Annotated in this window: 16 protein-coding genes; 13 read left to right on the top strand and 3 right to left on the bottom strand. The window is 36.7% G+C overall.

Features of this window, described 5'->3' with window-relative positions; translation table 11 throughout:
- The first annotated feature begins 188 nt into the window (after positions 1-188).
- On the top strand, positions 189-1,880 hold the full coding sequence (gene ezrA, locus EPL02_RS18670) for a septation ring formation regulator EzrA (RefSeq protein ID WP_131888396.1): 1,692 nt from the start codon (positions 189-191) through the stop codon (positions 1,878-1,880).
- Positions 1,881-1,933: 53 nt separating this feature from the next.
- On the opposite strand, the gene brnQ is transcribed toward ezrA, so the two are convergent.
- Entirely contained in the window at positions 1,934-3,295 is a 1,362-nt protein-coding gene (gene brnQ / locus EPL02_RS18665; RefSeq protein WP_131888395.1) for a branched-chain amino acid transport system II carrier protein, read from the bottom strand.
- Between the two features lie 263 nt (positions 3,296-3,558).
- Between brnQ and EPL02_RS18660 the strand changes: the two genes are divergently transcribed.
- The 4 genes from EPL02_RS18660 (at position 3,559) to EPL02_RS18645 (ending at position 7,941) form a co-directional block, all read left to right on the top strand.
- Positions 3,559-4,701: a cysteine desulfurase family protein gene (locus EPL02_RS18660; RefSeq protein WP_131888394.1), complete on the top strand. Its 1,143-nt coding sequence runs from the start codon at positions 3,559-3,561 to the stop codon at positions 4,699-4,701.
- A gap of 6 nt (positions 4,702-4,707) precedes the next feature.
- Entirely contained in the window at positions 4,708-5,919 is a 1,212-nt protein-coding gene (gene thiI / locus EPL02_RS18655; RefSeq protein WP_094911900.1) for a tRNA uracil 4-sulfurtransferase ThiI, read from the top strand.
- Between the two features lie 96 nt (positions 5,920-6,015).
- Positions 6,016-6,210: an alpha/beta-type small acid-soluble spore protein gene (locus tag EPL02_RS18650; RefSeq protein ID WP_094911899.1), complete on the top strand. Its 195-nt coding sequence runs from the start codon at positions 6,016-6,018 to the stop codon at positions 6,208-6,210.
- Positions 6,211-6,345: 135 nt separating this feature from the next.
- Entirely contained in the window at positions 6,346-7,941 is a 1,596-nt protein-coding gene (locus EPL02_RS18645) for an amidohydrolase (RefSeq protein WP_131888393.1), read from the top strand.
- A 41-nt stretch (positions 7,942-7,982) separates the two neighbouring features.
- Here EPL02_RS18645 and EPL02_RS18640 read toward each other — a convergent pair whose 3' ends face one another.
- Positions 7,983-8,783 carry an NAD kinase gene (locus EPL02_RS18640; protein WP_131888392.1) on the bottom strand — a complete coding sequence of 267 codons (801 nt, stop codon included), beginning with the start codon at positions 8,781-8,783 and terminating at the stop codon, positions 7,983-7,985.
- A gap of 158 nt (positions 8,784-8,941) precedes the next feature.
- On the opposite strand from EPL02_RS18640, the gene sppA reads away from it, so the two are divergent.
- The 8 genes from sppA (at position 8,942) to EPL02_RS18600 (ending at position 15,849) form a co-directional block, all read left to right on the top strand.
- On the top strand, positions 8,942-9,955 hold the full coding sequence (sppA, locus tag EPL02_RS18635; RefSeq protein ID WP_131888391.1) for a signal peptide peptidase SppA: 1,014 nt from the start codon (positions 8,942-8,944) through the stop codon (positions 9,953-9,955).
- Positions 9,956-9,968: 13 nt separating this feature from the next.
- Complete coding sequence (locus EPL02_RS18630; RefSeq protein WP_131888390.1) at positions 9,969-10,472, top strand: RDD family protein; 504 nt, start codon at positions 9,969-9,971, stop codon at positions 10,470-10,472.
- Between the two features lie 88 nt (positions 10,473-10,560).
- On the top strand, positions 10,561-11,250 hold the full coding sequence (locus EPL02_RS18625) for a DUF2953 domain-containing protein (RefSeq protein ID WP_286175481.1): 690 nt from the start codon (positions 10,561-10,563) through the stop codon (positions 11,248-11,250).
- Between the two features lie 13 nt (positions 11,251-11,263).
- Positions 11,264-11,722 (top strand): GerW family sporulation protein, encoded by a 459-nt coding sequence (ytfJ, locus tag EPL02_RS18620; RefSeq protein ID WP_131888389.1) that lies wholly within the window; start codon positions 11,264-11,266, stop codon positions 11,720-11,722.
- Between the two features lie 131 nt (positions 11,723-11,853).
- Positions 11,854-12,354, top strand: coding sequence for a thiol peroxidase (gene tpx, locus EPL02_RS18615; protein WP_094911893.1), 501 nt, complete (start codon positions 11,854-11,856; stop codon positions 12,352-12,354).
- Between the two features lie 160 nt (positions 12,355-12,514).
- On the top strand, positions 12,515-13,504 hold the full coding sequence (locus EPL02_RS18610; RefSeq protein WP_131888388.1) for a class I SAM-dependent methyltransferase: 990 nt from the start codon (positions 12,515-12,517) through the stop codon (positions 13,502-13,504).
- Between the two features lie 200 nt (positions 13,505-13,704).
- Positions 13,705-14,895, top strand: coding sequence for an acetate kinase (locus EPL02_RS18605; RefSeq protein ID WP_094911891.1), 1,191 nt, complete (start codon positions 13,705-13,707; stop codon positions 14,893-14,895).
- A 120-nt stretch (positions 14,896-15,015) separates the two neighbouring features.
- On the top strand, positions 15,016-15,849 hold the full coding sequence (locus EPL02_RS18600; RefSeq protein WP_131888387.1) for an EcsC family protein: 834 nt from the start codon (positions 15,016-15,018) through the stop codon (positions 15,847-15,849).
- A 265-nt stretch (positions 15,850-16,114) separates the two neighbouring features.
- Here EPL02_RS18600 and EPL02_RS18595 read toward each other — a convergent pair whose 3' ends face one another.
- The gene (locus tag EPL02_RS18595) at positions 16,115-16,429 is read right to left on the bottom strand and encodes a hypothetical protein (RefSeq protein WP_094911994.1); all 315 of its coding nucleotides are present in this window, start codon (positions 16,427-16,429) and stop codon (positions 16,115-16,117) included.
- Positions 16,430-16,515: the final 86 nt, after the last annotated feature.

Raw genomic sequence — 16,515 nt, 5'->3', positions numbered from 1 at the left:
AAATGACAAAACGAGATACGGTCGACAAATTACCAATATTTTGTGCAAAAAAATTAAAATTTTTGCTCAAAAGCAAGGCTTTACATGGTATCATAAAAACATTGACGCTTAAACATTTAAAGGATTACAATAACCCTTTTTATAAATAGGAAACTTGTCATGTAGAACGTATTGTAAGGGGGCTTAGTATGGAATTTATTATTGCACTAATCATACTAATTATTGGATTAGTTGTGTACGGAATGTTTTCACGAAAAAAAATCTATCAAGAAATTGACCGGCTTGAATCACGTAAGATGGAGTTAGCAAACATGCCGGTAGCAGAGGAAATTTCAAAAGTAAAAGAACTAAACATGACAGGTCAAACTGAAGAGCTATTTGAACGCTGGCGTGAACAGTGGGATGATATCGTAGCAACTGAGCTTCCAAAAGTTGATAAATTACTTTTTGAGACGGAAGAATGTGCAGATAAATACCGCTTTAAAAAGGCGAAGCAGCTATCTATACATATTAATGAATTGTTAGATAAAACAAAGACTGAAATTGAGAACATATTAACGGAACTACAAAACCTCATTGGTAGTGAACAAGATAATCGTCATGATATTGAAGAGCTTAACCAGTTACACCGCCATGTAAAGAAAAAGTTGCTAGCGCATCGCTATTCATATGGAAAAGCTGAAAAAACGCTTGAAGCAGCAATTGATCATGCAAAGAAGCAGTTTGTTGTTTTTGAAGAAGAAACAGTAAATGGAAACTATTTGCAAGCACGTGAAACGGTTCTACAGCTGAAAATTGATTTAACGGCAATTGATACATGCTTAGAACAAATTCCAAAAGTATTAGTAGAATGTCAAACTACGCTTCCAGCTCAGTTTTCGGAATTGCTTGATGGATTTATTGGGATGACAAGGGATGGATACGTGTTAGATCACCTGCAGGTTGAAGAAACGATTGAATTTTTAAGACATGAAACAGACACGATTATTCAACAAATTGAAGAGCTTTATGTAGAAGAAGCAATGGCAAAGCTAGATAGTGTAAATGAACGTTTAGAACAGTTATATGATGCTTTAGAACACGAAGTGTATTCATATCATAAAATGAATCAGGAATCTCAAACGGTTTCACACTTTTTGAAAATTTTACAAGATAAAAACCGAGAATTGAGAGATGAAACACTGTTCGTACAGCAAAGTTATCATTTTAAAGAGAAAGACTTAGAGCTATATTACAAAATGGACCGCGAATTAAAGCGTTTAACGAACCTTTACTATAATATCACAGATAAAGTAGCGGAACATAACTTAGCTTATAGTGTGATTCAAGAAGAGCTTGAAGATGTGTCGAAGCAACTCAAACAGCTTCAACAGTCGCAAGACTCTTATAGCGATATGTTGCAAGCATTGCGAAAAGATGAGTTGACAGCTAAAGAGCAGATTGAAGAGTTGAAATCTCAGCTCATTGAAGCAAAGAGGTTAATTCAGAAAAGTAATTTACCTGGTGTACCTGAATATTATAAGGTTCAGTTAGAAAAAACGATGCATCTGTTGAAGGACGCAACGTTAAAGCTTCAGGAAAAACCGCTTAACATTCAAGCAGTCCAAACTCTTCTTAGTGAAGCTGTAGAAGCTGTAAAAGAGACGTTTGAAGAAACAGAAGCAATTCTAGAAGAAGCACAGCTTGTTGAAAAAATGATTCAATATGGAAATCGTTACCGTAGTCAGTATGGATCAGTAGCTCAAGCACTACGAGATGCAGAAGAGCTCTTCCGGAAATATGAATACAAAGAGGCTCTGAATGAAGTGGCTAGTGCGATTGAACAGGTCGACCCTGGTGCGGTAGAAAAAATTCAACAGTTTATGGTAACAAATAGATAGAATAAAAAAAACGCCAGCTTAGTTAGCTGGCGTTTTTTATTGGTGATAGGAATTTATGAAGCCTTGCGAGAAGAGGATTCCACATCTTCGATATAACTTCCGCGAATCTTACTAATCATATAGCCGATGATACAAGCAATAAGTGTTGGAATTAACCAACCCATTCCGTCGCTATAAAGTGGAAGGTAGCTTGTAAATAACTTGTCAATGCTTGCAATTTTTAAATTAGCAGCATTTAGTCCATCAAAAAGACTAAAAAACGCACTTGTAATGACTGCTAGTACATATACTTCACGTCCAAATCGTAGTGCTGATGCAGCCAAAGAAAGAACAATTAAGCTAATAGCAATTGGATAGATAAATGTAAGGATTGGCACTGAAATAGAAATTAATTGTGTAAGCCCTACATTTGCAATAATTGCACTAAATATTGTGAGTATTACTACAAAGCCTTTATAGGAAAGCTTTGGGAATATACGATGAAAAAAAGAACTACAAGCAGAAATTAAGCCGATTGATGTAGTTAAACATGCGAATGTAATTGCTAATCCTAAGATAATCGTTCCAAAGCTACCGAATAGTTCCCTAGCAACAGCCGTTAAGATAGCTCCTCCATTGGATTGCATGCCGATAGACTCTACGCTGGATGCGCCAATGTAAGCTAGTGATACATATACTACAATCAATCCAATCGCAGCAATAAAACCTGCTTTAATACAAATAGCCGAAAGTTTCTGACTATTTATAATACCTTTTTCTCGAATACTTGAAATGACAACAATCCCAAACACAAGAGCCGCAATAGCATCCATTGTTAAATAACCATCAACAAACCCTGCTACAAATGAAGCTGATTCGTATCTTGGTTGTGGAAGCTGAAATTCTCCCATTGGTGTCAGTAAACTTTTTAGAACAAGTATAGCTAAGACTGTTAATAATAAAGGTGTTAAAATCTTACCTATGCGATCTACAATTTTTGTTGGATTTAATGATAGAAATAACGTAATACCAAAGAAAATAATGGTATAGATCATTAAAGGTACATTACTAGCTAATGCGCTATCGGACAAGAATGGTGTAACGCCGATTTCAAACGCTACAGTATCTGTCCTTGGAATACCAAAAAAAGGTCCAATTGCTAGATATAAAACAATTGTAAAAAATATTCCGAAAATAGGGTGTACTCGGTTTGCTATTTTTGTGAAATCTCCATTGGTTTTAGACGTGGCGATAATTCCTAGTAACGGTAATCCAACACCCGTTATTAAAAAGCCAATTGTTGCACTCCATGTATTTACCCCTGCTTGTTGTCCTAACGAGGGCGGAAAAATCATATTACCTGCACCAAAAAATAGGGCAAAAAGCATTAAACCAATAGCTAACGTCTCTTTGCGAGTTAGTGCTTCTTTTTTCATAATGCCTCCTATATTCTATAGAAATAGTATAAAGTTTCTGATACATACTATCATATTTCATAAAAAAAATGTCGAAAATTTTAAAAATCTAAATATTCAGTTTAATTATCTGGGCAGTTATATGATATTTAGACTTCTGTTTAGAAAGGTAATTAAGAGTATTATCTGTTTCATTTGGATAAATAAACAACATCATTTAAAAAATAATGAAGGTATGCTATGATAAAAAGTTGTTTCTAAATATTTTTAAAGGGGCGTGCACATTGATTTATTTAGATAATAGTGCTACTACTAAGCCTTATGATGAAGTTATTCAATCTTTTACAAAGGTTGCTACAACATATTATGGAAATCCTTCTTCGCTCCATCAGTTTGGTGTTCAAGCGGAAAATCTTATGACAAAATCAAGAGAGCAAGTAGGACAATTATTACACGTATCACCAAAAGAAATTATTTTTACATCTGGGGGTACGGAGGGAAATAACATGGCAATAAAAGGTGTAGCCATGAAATATAAAAATAGAGGTCGTCATATTATCACAACGGCTATTGAACATGACTCCGTTCATGAACCTTTTAAACAACTACAAGAGCTTGGTTTTGATGTAACATACTTACCTGTTTCTAGAGACGGGTTTGTAAACCCTCATGACCTTAAGAGTGCAATTAGACCTGAAACCATTTTAGTTTCAATCATGCATGTTAATAATGAAATCGGAACAATTCAGCCGATTGAAGAAATCGGGGAAATATTGAAGGAGTATCCAACGGTTTTGTATCATGTAGATCATGTTCAAGGTATTGGAAAAGTTCCTCTTTCGTTGCGAGGTGCTCATATTGATTTATGCACAATATCAGGTCATAAAATTCATGGTTTAAAAGGAACAGGGATTTTATATATAAGCCAAGGGGTTGAACTTTCACCATTGATTAGTGGAGGTTCTCAAGAGTTACAGAAGCGCTCTGGCACTGAAAATGTGCCTGGAGTTGTCTCATTTGCAAAAGCGCTTCGTTTAACTATGGAACATGCATCGAAGAATAGTAATAAAATGAAAAAGATGCAAAGTGACCTGAAAGCTCAATTGGAAAAGCACGAACGTATTATTATGAATACTCCAGTTGAAGGTTCTGCTCCTCACATCTTAAATTTCACTGTAAAAGGAATTAAAGGGGAAGTATTCGTTCATGCTCTAGAGGAAAAAGGTGTTTTTGTATCAACAACATCAGCTTGTTCTTCTAAGCGTCAAAAGCCTAGTAAAACATTATTAGGAATGGGAAAAAGTTACGAAGAAGCCGATCAGTCAATTCGTATTAGCCTGTCTCATGTTAATGATTTTAATGAAATAACGCCAACAGTTAATGCAATCTTCACAGTCATTGAAGAACTAAAAAAAGTAATGGGGTAAAAATAAATGATTTATAACCATATATTAATTCGTTATGGAGAAATCTCCACTAAAGGACAAAACAGAAAAAAATTTGTTGCTCAGCTACGTCAAAATATTGTCCACGCTTTAACCGAATTTTCTAACGTGGATATTAAATACACAAGAGATCGTATGTACATCCACTTGAATGGAGAAAACCATGAGCCGATTGTAGAACGTCTTCAAGAAGTTTTCGGTATTCAAAGCTTTAGCTTAGCTTTAAAAGTAGAAAATGAATTAGAATCGATTCAAGAAGCTGCATTAAAAGCGATGAAAGAGTTTGATGTAGAGAATAGAACATTTAAAGTATCAACACGTCGTGCTTATAAAGAATTTCCGCTTGATACTAGCGAGCTTAACTATGCGGTTGGTAGTCATATTTTGCGAAATACAACAAATTTAAAAGTGGATGTACGTAATCCTGATGTAAATGTAAGAGTAGAAGTTCGTCGTGAAGCCACGTACATTACGTGTTTTGACTATCAAGGAGCTGGAGGGCTTCCTGTAGGGACAAGTGGACGCGCAATGCTTATGCTGTCGGGGGGAATTGATAGCCCGGTTGCAGGTTACCTAGCAATGAAAAGAGGACTAGAAATTGAAGCAGTTCACTTTTATAGCCCACCGTTTACAAGCGAGCGGTCTAAGCAAAAAGTAGTTGATCTTGCTCAAAAGCTTACGAAATATCATTCGAATATTAAGCTTCATATCGTGCCGTTTACAGCTGTTCAGCAAGCTATTCAAAAACAGATTCCAGAAAATTATACGATGACATCTACAAGAAGGATGATGCTTCGTATTACAGATCTATTGCGTACTCAAAGAGAATCCTTAGCAATTGTAACAGGGGACAGTTTAGGACAGGTTGCTAGCCAGACTGTTGAAAGTATGTATGCAATTAATGAAGTAACAAACACGCCAATTTTAAGGCCACTTGTCACAATGGACAAAACGGATATTATTAAGATTGCTCAGCAAATTGATACGCATGAGATTTCAAATCGTCCATATGAAGATTGCTGTACAATTTTTACACCAAGTGCACCAAAAACAAAGCCAAAACGTGAAAAAGTAAATCGATACGAAGAATTTTATGATTTTGATACGCTTATAAAAGAAGCAGTTCAAAATACAGAAACCCTTGAAATAAAGGCGTTAGAGCCACAAAATCTACTTGAAAATGATGCCGATTTATTTTAATAAATAAAAAAGATAAAAATTACCAAAAAAAAAGCGTATGAAGCCATGTGTTTTGACACACTCTATATTCAACAAGCAACGAGGAGGTGAAAACACATGGCAAACACAAACAAATTAGTAGCTCCTGGTTCAGCAGCTGCTATCGACCAAATGAAATACGAAATCGCTTCTGAATTTGGTGTAAACCTTGGACCAGAAGCAACAGCTCGCGCTAACGGTTCTGTTGGTGGCGAAATCACTAAACGTTTAGTTCAAATGGCTGAACAACAACTTGGTGGTAGCTACAAATAAGTCATATTAATTGAATAATGATGGCTAACGAAGAGTGAGGGAAACCTCACTCTTTTCGTTTGGGTGATTTTCTTTTGTCATTTGTGGCAAAGCTTTATACTAAATGTAAAGTGCGTTTGGGAAAGGGAGAGAGAGATGGGAACATTGTTTTATGGTGGAAAAATTTACACAATGGCTCAAGAAGGAGAATGGGTAGAGAGTGTTTTTGTGAAAAATGGAGTAATTGAAGACCTAGGCTTCGAACGTAATGTCAGAAATGCACAACAAAATGATATTCAAAACGAAGTGAACTTAGATGGCAGCGTTATGTATCCCGGCTTTGTTGATAGCCATTTACATCTAATTGGACACGGAGAAAAACTGCTTCGCTTAGACTTGTCCCAAGCGTCTTCTGCCAATGAGGTATTGAAGTTAGTTGAAGAAAAGGTTAAGAAAACCCCATTGGGAGAGTGGATTATCGGAGAAGGATGGGATGAGAACCAGTGGGATGACCCCGAATTACTTCATCATCGAGATTTAGACGTACTGACAGACCAACACCCAATTGTTCTTAAACGTGTTTGTAGACACGGACTGCTTGCAAATGGCAAAGCATTAAAAATAGCGAACATTTCTAAAGGCACGAAATCTCCAGAAGGAGGTGCCATTCACGTTGATGAATTGGGAAGGCCAACAGGTTTTTTAGCAGATCAAGCACAGGAATTGGTAACCAAGCACATTCCAGTTGTATCAGAAGCTTATTTAGAAGAAGCTTTGCAGGTTTCAATTAAAGATTGTGTCCAACATGGGCTTACAGGTGTACATACGGAAGATTTAAATTATTATGGGGGGTTTACCCGGACATACCAAGCATTTAAGAAAGTGATAGAGGATCAAAAAAATTTATTTCGCTGTAACTTACTTGTTCATCATGGGGTTGTAGAGTCAATGGACCAATATGTGAAACAGCAGTCTACTCACTCTGCATTTTTAGAATTTGGTGCGATGAAAATTTTTGCTGATGGTTCACTAGGTAGTCAATCTGCACTGCTTAGCTTTCCATATAAAAGTGATCCATCAACAAACGGGCTAGCTATTCAAAGTCTATCAGAGCTCAAACAGCTTGTTCGAAAGGCGAGAGAGCTTAGCAGGCCTGTAGCTATTCATGCTATCGGTGATTTAGCTTTTGAATACGTATTAGATAGTATTGAGCAATATCCACCTAGTGAAAATGTGCGGGATCGTATTATTCATGCACAAATCTTAAGAAAAGATTTGATTGAAAGAACCAAGCGTTTACCCGTTGTATTAGATATTCAACCGCGCTTTTTAGCAAGTGATTTTCCATGGGTAATTGATAAAATAGGTGAGGAGAAATTGAAATATTGCTACGCCTGGAAAACGCTATTAGATAGCAATATTATGTGTGCAGGAGGCTCAGATGCACCTATAGAGCCAATTAACCCACTATTAGGAATACACGCAGCCGTAACGCGTAAAGTAGGGCCAGGAGACTTACCTGCATATATGCCAAACGAAAAGGTAACGATGTTCCAAGCGATTCAATTGTTTACCTTAGGGAGTGCCCAAGCGACTAGTGAAGAACATATAAAAGGAAAGATTGAAAAGGGATACGTTGGTGACTTTACAGTGTTTAAAAAGGACTTATTTGAAGTAAACGTGGATGAGCTACTTGAAGTTCAAGTTCATTTCACCATTATAAACGGGGAGATTGTCTATAAGTGCTCATAAAAAAAGAGGTGTGCTGTAAAGCACGCCTCTTTAAATAATATTTATAAGAATGTACGCTGTACGCGTTGCCAAAATGAATTATCTTTTAATTTTACAGTTTTGATTTGGCGATCGCTTAGACGCACTTGGATTTGATCCACATGTTTTGTACTGATTGCTTCGTTATCTAAGCCAATAACAGGGTAATGGCTGTTATCGTTTGAGAGCTTTAGTGTTAATGTGTGCTCACTGCTTAAAATAAAAGAAGACCCAAGCGTACGGTAATTGTTATTGTTTAAAGATGCAAGTTCGCTGATTTGCATACACGGTAAAAGCGGATCAACGACGGCACCGTTAACAGATTTATTATAAGCGGTACTTCCTGTTGGTGTTGAAATAACCATACCATCGCCACGGAATGTCTCAAAGTGATTTTCATTAATAAACACGTCCATTGTAAACGTTTTTATTAATGCGGATCGCACAAGACATTCATTTAGCGAATGGAGTGTAGTGCCTTGATCAATAGTTGTTTCTAATACAGGAAAGCGTCTTACCTCAATGTTTTCGGAAGTAATAGCATCGATCATTTTTTCCTTTTCATTAATATGAAAATCACAGTAGAAATTTAGCTGCTCAGATGTTGCTACCCCTGCATATAAGCAGTCATCTCTAAAACCTGTTTGACGGACAGCCTGTAAAAAAGCACCGTCATCTCCAATACTTACGATAATATTTGCATCTTTCGCATGCTCTACTACTGTAAAATCATAATTAACCGCTAACTCTTGTAAAGGTTTTACTGCGGCATTCGTTTCTTTATTTCTAGGATGAAAGAAATAAACATTGCGACGATTTGACATATGTAGTTCCCCCTTGTTTTCCCGTCTTTGATGTAAAAAAATAGTATAAAAGTAAACTTTCTTACAAAAGTTTGTTACAATAATTATATCACTATTAAAACGTAAATTGAAAGATTATTCTTTCAATTTGTACTCAGGATTAATTTAGGAGGGTTTTCATGAATACGAAAAGGTGGGTAGCACTGGCCATCGCAGTGGGTGTATTTATTATTTCAATACTAGTAAACACAGTTTCTGCTTTTCTTTTTGCTAGTGATGAGGAAAGTGGCGTTGCTGGATTCTTTGGTGGAAGTACTAGCGAGCTAACGGAAACGGTAATTGAAGAGGGTACGTCTCTTAATAAGATTGCTGTTTTAGAAGTGAACGGCACGATTCAAGATACCGGAGATAGCACATCAGTGTTTTCGCAAGGGGGCTATAATCACGAGCTGTTTTTAGAGCAACTTGATGCAGCTAAAGATGATGACATGATCAAAGGAATTATCATAAAGGTGAATTCACCAGGTGGCGGAGTAGTAGAAAGTGCTCAAATACATAAGAAAATAGAAGAGATTCAAGCTAATACAAAAAAACCTATTTATATTTCAATGGGTTCAATGGCTGCATCTGGCGGGTATTATATCTCGACATCAGCTGATAAAATTTATGCAACTCCGGATACGCTAACAGGTTCACTAGGTGTTATTATGCAAAGCGTAAACTATGGAGAGCTTGCTGAGCGTCTAGGAGTAAAAGATGTCACGATTAAGAGTGGTGAGCATAAAGACATTATGTCCCCTACAAGAGATATGACAGAGGAAGAGCGTCAAATTATGCAAAAGCTTATTGATAACTCATACAGCGGCTTTGTTGATGTAATCTCGAAAGGGCGTGACTTATCGGAAAGTAAAGTCCGTGAAATTGCTGACGGAAGAATCTATGATGGACGTCAGGCGAAAGAGTTAAAATTAGTTGATGAACTAGGGTTTTTTGAAGACAGTTTAGCAGATATGAAAAAACAATATAAGTTAAAAGATGCTCAGGTTATTGAATACGAATCAGGCTTCGGTTTTCCTTCATGGTTATCTATGAGTATGAACAAAATGATGGGAAGTGATCAGCAGCTATCTTCTATTTTGAAATCATTAGCTGAGCCAAATTCTCCTCGTATGATGTATCTATATCAAGAATAGAGGTGGATGAATAATGGAAAATAACTCATATGATAAAGAACTAGCGGGTGTTGAACATTCATCACCTTTAGAGGATAAGATAGTAAATCCTTCTGTAGTTGAAAATCGCTATGCTGGATTTTGGATGCGCTTTTGGGCATACCTACTTGATATCATTGTAGTAGGAAGTATTAATGGCATTGTTGTAAAGCCAATTTTTAAAGCGTTTGACCTTGCTCAAGTTGATCAATTATTCTCACCTTTTTGGTTCATTACGGCACTGACATTTTACGGTTATTTTATTTTAATGACCAAGTTCTTTGGGCAAACGTTAGGAAAGATGGTGTTCGGCTTAAAGGTAGTCTCATTAAATGGAACTCCGCTTAGCTGGTCAGTCGTTTTGTTCCGAGAAGGGATTGGACGTTATATTTCAAAAACGGTTCTATTTATTGGTTATATCATCGTTGCCTTTTTACCTAAAAAGCAAGGTGCGCATGATTATTTTGCAGAGACTGCGGTAGTGCATGAAATAAAATAATATAGAAGGCCTCTACTCAATGAGTAGGGGCCTTTCTTGTTAGGTTTAACTTCATGATGTATGGGACATAATGGAAGGGGAAAAAGGAGTGAAGAAAGTGATATGGGTGTCATGGGTTATCGCAATACTACTTGTCCTTGTGTTCATAGTGATGGTTACGAAAATTACGGTATATATTGACTTACGACATGCCAAGGATAACGATTATTATCGCGTGACGTTTATGGCGTGGTTTAAGCTCATTCGCTATACATATGAAATACCAGTGGTAAAGGTTCAAAAAGATTCCAAAACCCTGCTTGTCGAAGAAAAAAGCGGAGCGGGAGAAAATACAAATAAAGATAAATGGAAAGACTATTCCGTTGAAGACGGTCTCAATCTTCTGGAAGATGCAAAGCAATTCTTAGAACATGTTGTTGGCTTTCATACTATTTTCCAAAAATTTTTAAATCGGGTAGCAGTGAAAAACCTAAAGTGGCATACGCGAGTAGGTCTGGGTGACGCAGCTCTCAGCGCTATTTTAGTGGGCGTTGTATGGTCTGCAAAAAGTGGTGTTGTTCATCTACTAGACCGCTATATGAGGCTGAAAAATTCTCCTACGATGACAGTAGTGCCAGTCTTTCAACAGATGTGGTCTGAAACCATTTTTCAATGCATAATTTCATTCCGATTAGGCCAAGCTATATTAGTAGGTTTACGTTTAGTTAAGCACTGGCGCAAGATTCCTCGCTTTTATAAGCCTGAAAGCGAAAGTAAGGCGCATTCTGTTAAAACATAAGGAGGTTACTTAAATGGGAGAACATCCAATTAAGAGTCTAATGTCCACAGCAATGGAAAATTTAAAAGAAATGATTGACGTCAATACAATCATTGGAGATCCAGTAGAAACACCGGATGGAAGTGTTATTCTAACGGTATCAAAAGTAGGATTTGGCTTTGCTGCAGGAGGCAGTGAATTTAATGGAGAAGGGCAAAAGTCATCTTCACAACAAGGCGGTCAGTCATCTGATTCAAGCCATCCGTTTGGTGGAGGAAGTGGTGGAGGAGTATCAATCACGCCAATAGCTTTCTTGATTGTCAGCTCAGCTGGAATTAAAATGCTCCATTTAAATGAAAGCACGCACTTATACGAGAAAATACTAGACACGGCCCCTCAAGCAATCGAACGCATGCAGCATATGTTTAGAAAAAATCGTCATGATCATGACCATCACGACCGCCATGATAGTAATGATTCGTTTAATCTATAAACTACAAGCTCTCGTTGTATAATTATAAAAACGAGGGCTTTTTATATGAAGGAAAACGCATTTAATTGCAATCTTTTTATATAGGCGCTAATATGAAGGATGTACATATTTATTTAGGGGAGGAATCATTCGTGACAACAGTTAAGTTTAAAGGTAACGATGTAACATTACTAGGGAATCAAGTAAAGGTAGGAGACAAAGCGCCTAACTTCACGGTTCTTGCAAACGATTTGTCAGAAATAACGTTAGATGACACAAAAGGTTCAGTGCGTCTAATTAGTGTTGTTCCTTCTATTGATACAGGTGTTTGTGATGCACAAACTCGCCGCTTCAATGAAGAAGCATCAAAGCTAGACAATGTGAAAGTATTAACAGTAAGTGTTGATTTACCGTTTGCACAAAAGCGCTGGTGCGGTTCAAATGGTATTGAAAACGTACAAACGTTATCAGATCACCGCGATTTATCTTTTGGTGAAGCATTTGGCGTAACTATTAAAGAACTACGTTTATTAGCTCGTTCTGTGTTTGTGGTAGATTCAAACGACGAAGTAACATATGTTGAATATTTACCAGAAGTTACGGATCACCCAAACTATGAAGCAGCAATTGAAGCAGCAAAAGCAGCTAAGTAATTGAACATGCTTTAGACAAAAAAGGCGGAAAACATTGTTTTTCGCCTTCTTTGTGCGGCATGAACTATTTGTGATAAAATAAAATTCTTTGTTAGAGTTCTATATAAAGCATTGTAATGAAAGATAGATTAGTAAATGGAAGGTTCAAGGAGGAGTAGACGTGAGCGAGTTATCAAAAATGGAGCAGCTGTTTAAGGTTATCGATCAGAGTGCAGTAATTTTACGAAAAGAGCTAGACTGCTTATATCTAGAAGCGGTTGCTGAAACAGGTGAAAACTTATTTCAAGAAGACATCTTACAAGACGAATTAGATGAGGTAACGAAAAAAAGATTACAGAAAGAGTATAGCTCTATAAAACTGAATCAATTTGAGAAAGAGACAATTCGAAAAGCATATCAACTAGCAGTTTTAAAAGGAATGAAAGAAGCTGTTCAACCTAATCACCAAATGACACCAGATGCAGTAGGGTTGTTTATGGGATATGTCATTGGTAAGTTTATGCAAGGTAAAGAAAAATATACGGTGCTAGATCCAGCAGTAGGAGCTGGTAATTTGATTACCACGATTTTAAATATGCATTCACATTCAATTGAACAAGTGTATGGCGTTGATATTGACGATTTATTGCTTCAGTTAACCTATGTAAATGCAAACCTTCAAAAGCACGGTGTAGAGTTATTTCACCAAGATAGTTTACAGCCACTATTTATCGATCCTGTTGACCTTGTGGTTTGTGATTTACCAGTAGGCTATTATCCAAATGATGAAGGTGCTGCTCAATATAAAGTAAAGTCAGAAGAAGGGCATACGTATGCTCATCATTTGTTTATTGAAAAAAGCTTAAACCACGTTAAATCAGGTGGATATGTAGTCACGCTGATTCCAAATAATTTATTTGACTCTGAGCAATCTCATCTTCTGCAGCCATTGCTTAAAGAAGAAGCGATTGTACAAGCAATCATTCAACTTCCGCTATCAATGTTTAAGCAGGAAGAAGCAGCAAAGAGTATTCTGGTTTTACAAAAGAAAGGTGAGGGAGTAACTCCACCAGAGAACGCACTTCTTGTGAATCTACCTAAGTTTAGCAATAAGCAAGGAATGAACGATATTATGAATCAGATGAATGAATGGTTTAAGTTAAATAAATAATTTGTCTTTTTAGAAAATAATGATTTTTTTATGGTGGCGCTTTTAATCGTGCATAGCCCTTGAAATCTATAGTGGTGAATGATTAAATGAATAAGGATAGAATTTGTGTCGAAATGCATAGAATATTGTAGAGAATATCGTTTTGTACTTTTTCGTCAAGTTCATAATGCACGTATATAAAAAGGAGCTGTTTTTAGTATATGTCAAAAATTATCGCAATTAATGCTGGTAGCTCATCTTTAAAGTTCCAGCTGTTTGAAATGCCAAGCGAAGCAGTTTTAACAAAAGGTTTAGTAGAGCGTATCGGCTTAGACGACGCTGTTTTCACTATTTCAGTAAATGGTGAAAAACAAACAGAAGTAAGAGAAATCCCAGATCACTCTGTAGCAGTTCAAATCTTAGTAGATAAGCTTTTATCCCAAGGAATTATTGAGTCATATGATGAGATTACAGGTGTTGGACACCGCGTTGTTCACGGCGGAGAGAAATTTGCTGACTCTGTGTTAATTACAGATGAAACACTAGCTGAAATTGAAGCACTATCAGATTTAGCACCTCTTCATAACCCAGCTAACGTTGTTGGTATTAAAGCATTCCAAGCAATTTTACCAAATATTCCAGCAGTTGCAGTATTTGATACGGCATTCCATCAAACAATGCCTGAAAAATCATTCTTATACAGCTTACCTTATGAGTACTATGAAAACTATGGTGTTCGTAAGTATGGTTTCCACGGTACATCACATAAATATGTATCAGAGCGTGCGGCTGAACTATTAGGTCGTCCAGTTGAGCAACTACGTTTAATTTCTTGTCACTTAGGTAACGGTGCAAGTATCGCGGCAATTGAAGGTGGAAAATCAATTGATACATCAATGGGCTTCACGCCGCTAGCTGGTGTAGCAATGGGAACTCGTTCTGGTAACATCGACCCTGCGTTAATTCCATTCATCATGGAAAAGACAGGAAAAACTGCAGACGAAGTGCTAAATGTGTTGAATAAAGAAAGTGGCTTACTTGGTGTATCTGGTATCTCAAGTGATTTACGTGACTTAATTAAAGCAAGTAGCGAAGGAAACGATCGTGCAGAAACAGCTCTTGAAGTATTTGCTGGTCGTATTCATAAGTACATTGGTTCTTATGCAGCTCGTATGTCTGGTGTAGATGCAATTATCTTTACTGCAGGTATTGGTGAGAACAGTGATGTTGTACGTGCTCGTGTACTTCGTGGTTTAGAATTTATGGGCGTGTATTGGGACCCAGCATTAAATGATGTTCAAGGAGAAGAAGCATTTATTAGCTATCCTCACTCTCCAGTAAAAGTTATTGTCATTCCGACAAACGAAGAAGTAATGATTGCTCGCGACGTAGTTCGTTTAGCAAATATTTAATAGCATAAAAAAAGCTAGCGTCTTTCGCTAGCTTTTTTTGTTTTATGAAAATAGGTGTCTTTCTAAACATTTGTTATAATGGAAACAAATTCTATTACTTAGCTTTAAAGGAGTGAAAGCATGAGCCTAAACAATCGAGAAGAGCAGTTGTTACACGAAATTCAGGAGTGGGAACAAACATTGGATGAATATGATCAAAGTCAGATTGAAATTACATATGATGAATGGCTGCATAAAGCAGTTAGTCTTGTACCTGAGCATATTCTACAAGAATATTTAGCCAAAACAGATGATTTTATGTTTCACTTTACATCCTTTATTCAAAATACAGATATTCAGATACAAGCTGAGAAACAAATTATTAATACAGCGCGCGTATTTCAACCAGATATTACAGATATACCAGAGCTTCAATCACTACAGATTGATCAACTATCTTACATTTGTGATCAACAGCTAGCAAAACAAAGGCTTTATGCATTGGGACAAGGCGCTTTATCCGGTACGGGAAAGACTCTATTAGTAGGTACAGATATTCCAGCTTTGTTATTTATTAATTTACAATCGATTCAAAAAGCAGCAATGAGCTATGGCTATAATATCCATACACCGTTTGAACTTATGATGACGTTAAAGGTATTTCATGCAGCTTTATTGCCGCCCGAATTGCAAAAAGCAGGTTGGCTTGAATTGACAGAGGAAATCCAACATGGCGTAGATCCTTATTTTTATGAAGGTAGAGACCAAGTAGTAACTGAAGCGCTTGTTTATAAAGCTGCTGCTCAGATTGGGAAGAGCCTACTTATAGTCATCTTAAAGCGAAAGGCATATGGTCGTATTCCGTTACTAGGTATGGCAATCGGTGGAGGAATGAACTATAGATTTACAAAGCAAGTAACAGATTATGCGAAGCGATTTTATCAATATCGTCTTTTAATAGAAAAAAGTAAATGACGAGGCCCGGATATAACGCCATAATTTCTTCTCAAAGACGAATTATGGCGTTTGGAAATGAGTGAGGTTGGAGAAAAACATGTTGATTCCATTGAGCTGCAGACATGCGCTTTCCTCTACCTCCTCTACAAATTGCGTGCCTTATTCTTCATTTCACTCTTTTTTAACTTATTATCTCCACCAACAAAAAAAACCGAACGGTTGAGAGTTGAATCTCGACCGTTCGGATAGATCATTAACGGAAACGCTTATGTCTTGACTTTGTTTACAAATGAGTTTTAGCAGATACATCTTGTTCCGTACGATACCAAATCCATAAATCATTAATAATAGAGGCCAACTCAGCAATTTCTTCGTTTAATTTACAAGACTTTTGAAAGTTATCTTCTTCCTCTAGAGCTGCCTGTTTTTTATTAATTTTCCTTTCGATTTCTGCAATCCGATCAGGAATTAAGCCTCTATTTTTTTCCCACTGACTTAAAATCTTGTCTTGCAGTGCTGGAGTATATTCATTCCATGAATGTTCTAAAACAGGAATAGAGATACCCAACCTTTTATTATATAAGAACATATTTTGCATAAATAAACGCCTCACTTGCATCTAAAATCTTTTCACCAATGCTTTTTCCAATTTAAAAATACAAACTTATACTGTTTATGATAAAG

It is taken from the genome of Bacillus sp. CBEL-1, from assembly GCF_004348885.1.
GTDB lineage: Bacteria > Bacillota > Bacilli > Bacillales > Bacillaceae_H > Priestia > Priestia aryabhattai_A.
This window is presented reverse-complemented; position numbering and strand designations above follow the sequence as displayed.

What these genes read in the sequence shown, in the direction of transcription:
- ezrA (WP_131888396.1), top strand. Translation starts at nt 189, where the DNA reads ATGGAATTTATTATTGCACTAATCATACTAATTATTGGATTAGTTGTG.
- brnQ (WP_131888395.1), bottom strand. Translation starts at nt 3,295, where the DNA reads ATGAAAAAAGAAGCACTAACTCGCAAAGAGACGTTAGCTATTGGTTTA.
- thiI (WP_094911900.1), top strand. Translation starts at nt 4,708, where the DNA reads ATGATTTATAACCATATATTAATTCGTTATGGAGAAATCTCCACTAAA.
- EPL02_RS18650 (WP_094911899.1), top strand. Translation starts at nt 6,016, where the DNA reads ATGGCAAACACAAACAAATTAGTAGCTCCTGGTTCAGCAGCTGCTATC.
- EPL02_RS18645 (WP_131888393.1), top strand. Translation starts at nt 6,346, where the DNA reads ATGGGAACATTGTTTTATGGTGGAAAAATTTACACAATGGCTCAAGAA.
- EPL02_RS18640 (WP_131888392.1), bottom strand. Translation starts at nt 8,783, where the DNA reads ATGTCAAATCGTCGCAATGTTTATTTCTTTCATCCTAGAAATAAAGAA.
- sppA (WP_131888391.1), top strand. Translation starts at nt 8,942, where the DNA reads ATGAATACGAAAAGGTGGGTAGCACTGGCCATCGCAGTGGGTGTATTT.
- EPL02_RS18630 (WP_131888390.1), top strand. Translation starts at nt 9,969, where the DNA reads ATGGAAAATAACTCATATGATAAAGAACTAGCGGGTGTTGAACATTCA.
- ytfJ (WP_131888389.1), top strand. Translation starts at nt 11,264, where the DNA reads ATGGGAGAACATCCAATTAAGAGTCTAATGTCCACAGCAATGGAAAAT.
- EPL02_RS18605 (WP_094911891.1), top strand. Translation starts at nt 13,705, where the DNA reads ATGTCAAAAATTATCGCAATTAATGCTGGTAGCTCATCTTTAAAGTTC.
- EPL02_RS18600 (WP_131888387.1), top strand. Translation starts at nt 15,016, where the DNA reads ATGAGCCTAAACAATCGAGAAGAGCAGTTGTTACACGAAATTCAGGAG.
- EPL02_RS18595 (WP_094911994.1), bottom strand. Translation starts at nt 16,429, where the DNA reads ATGCAAAATATGTTCTTATATAATAAAAGGTTGGGTATCTCTATTCCT.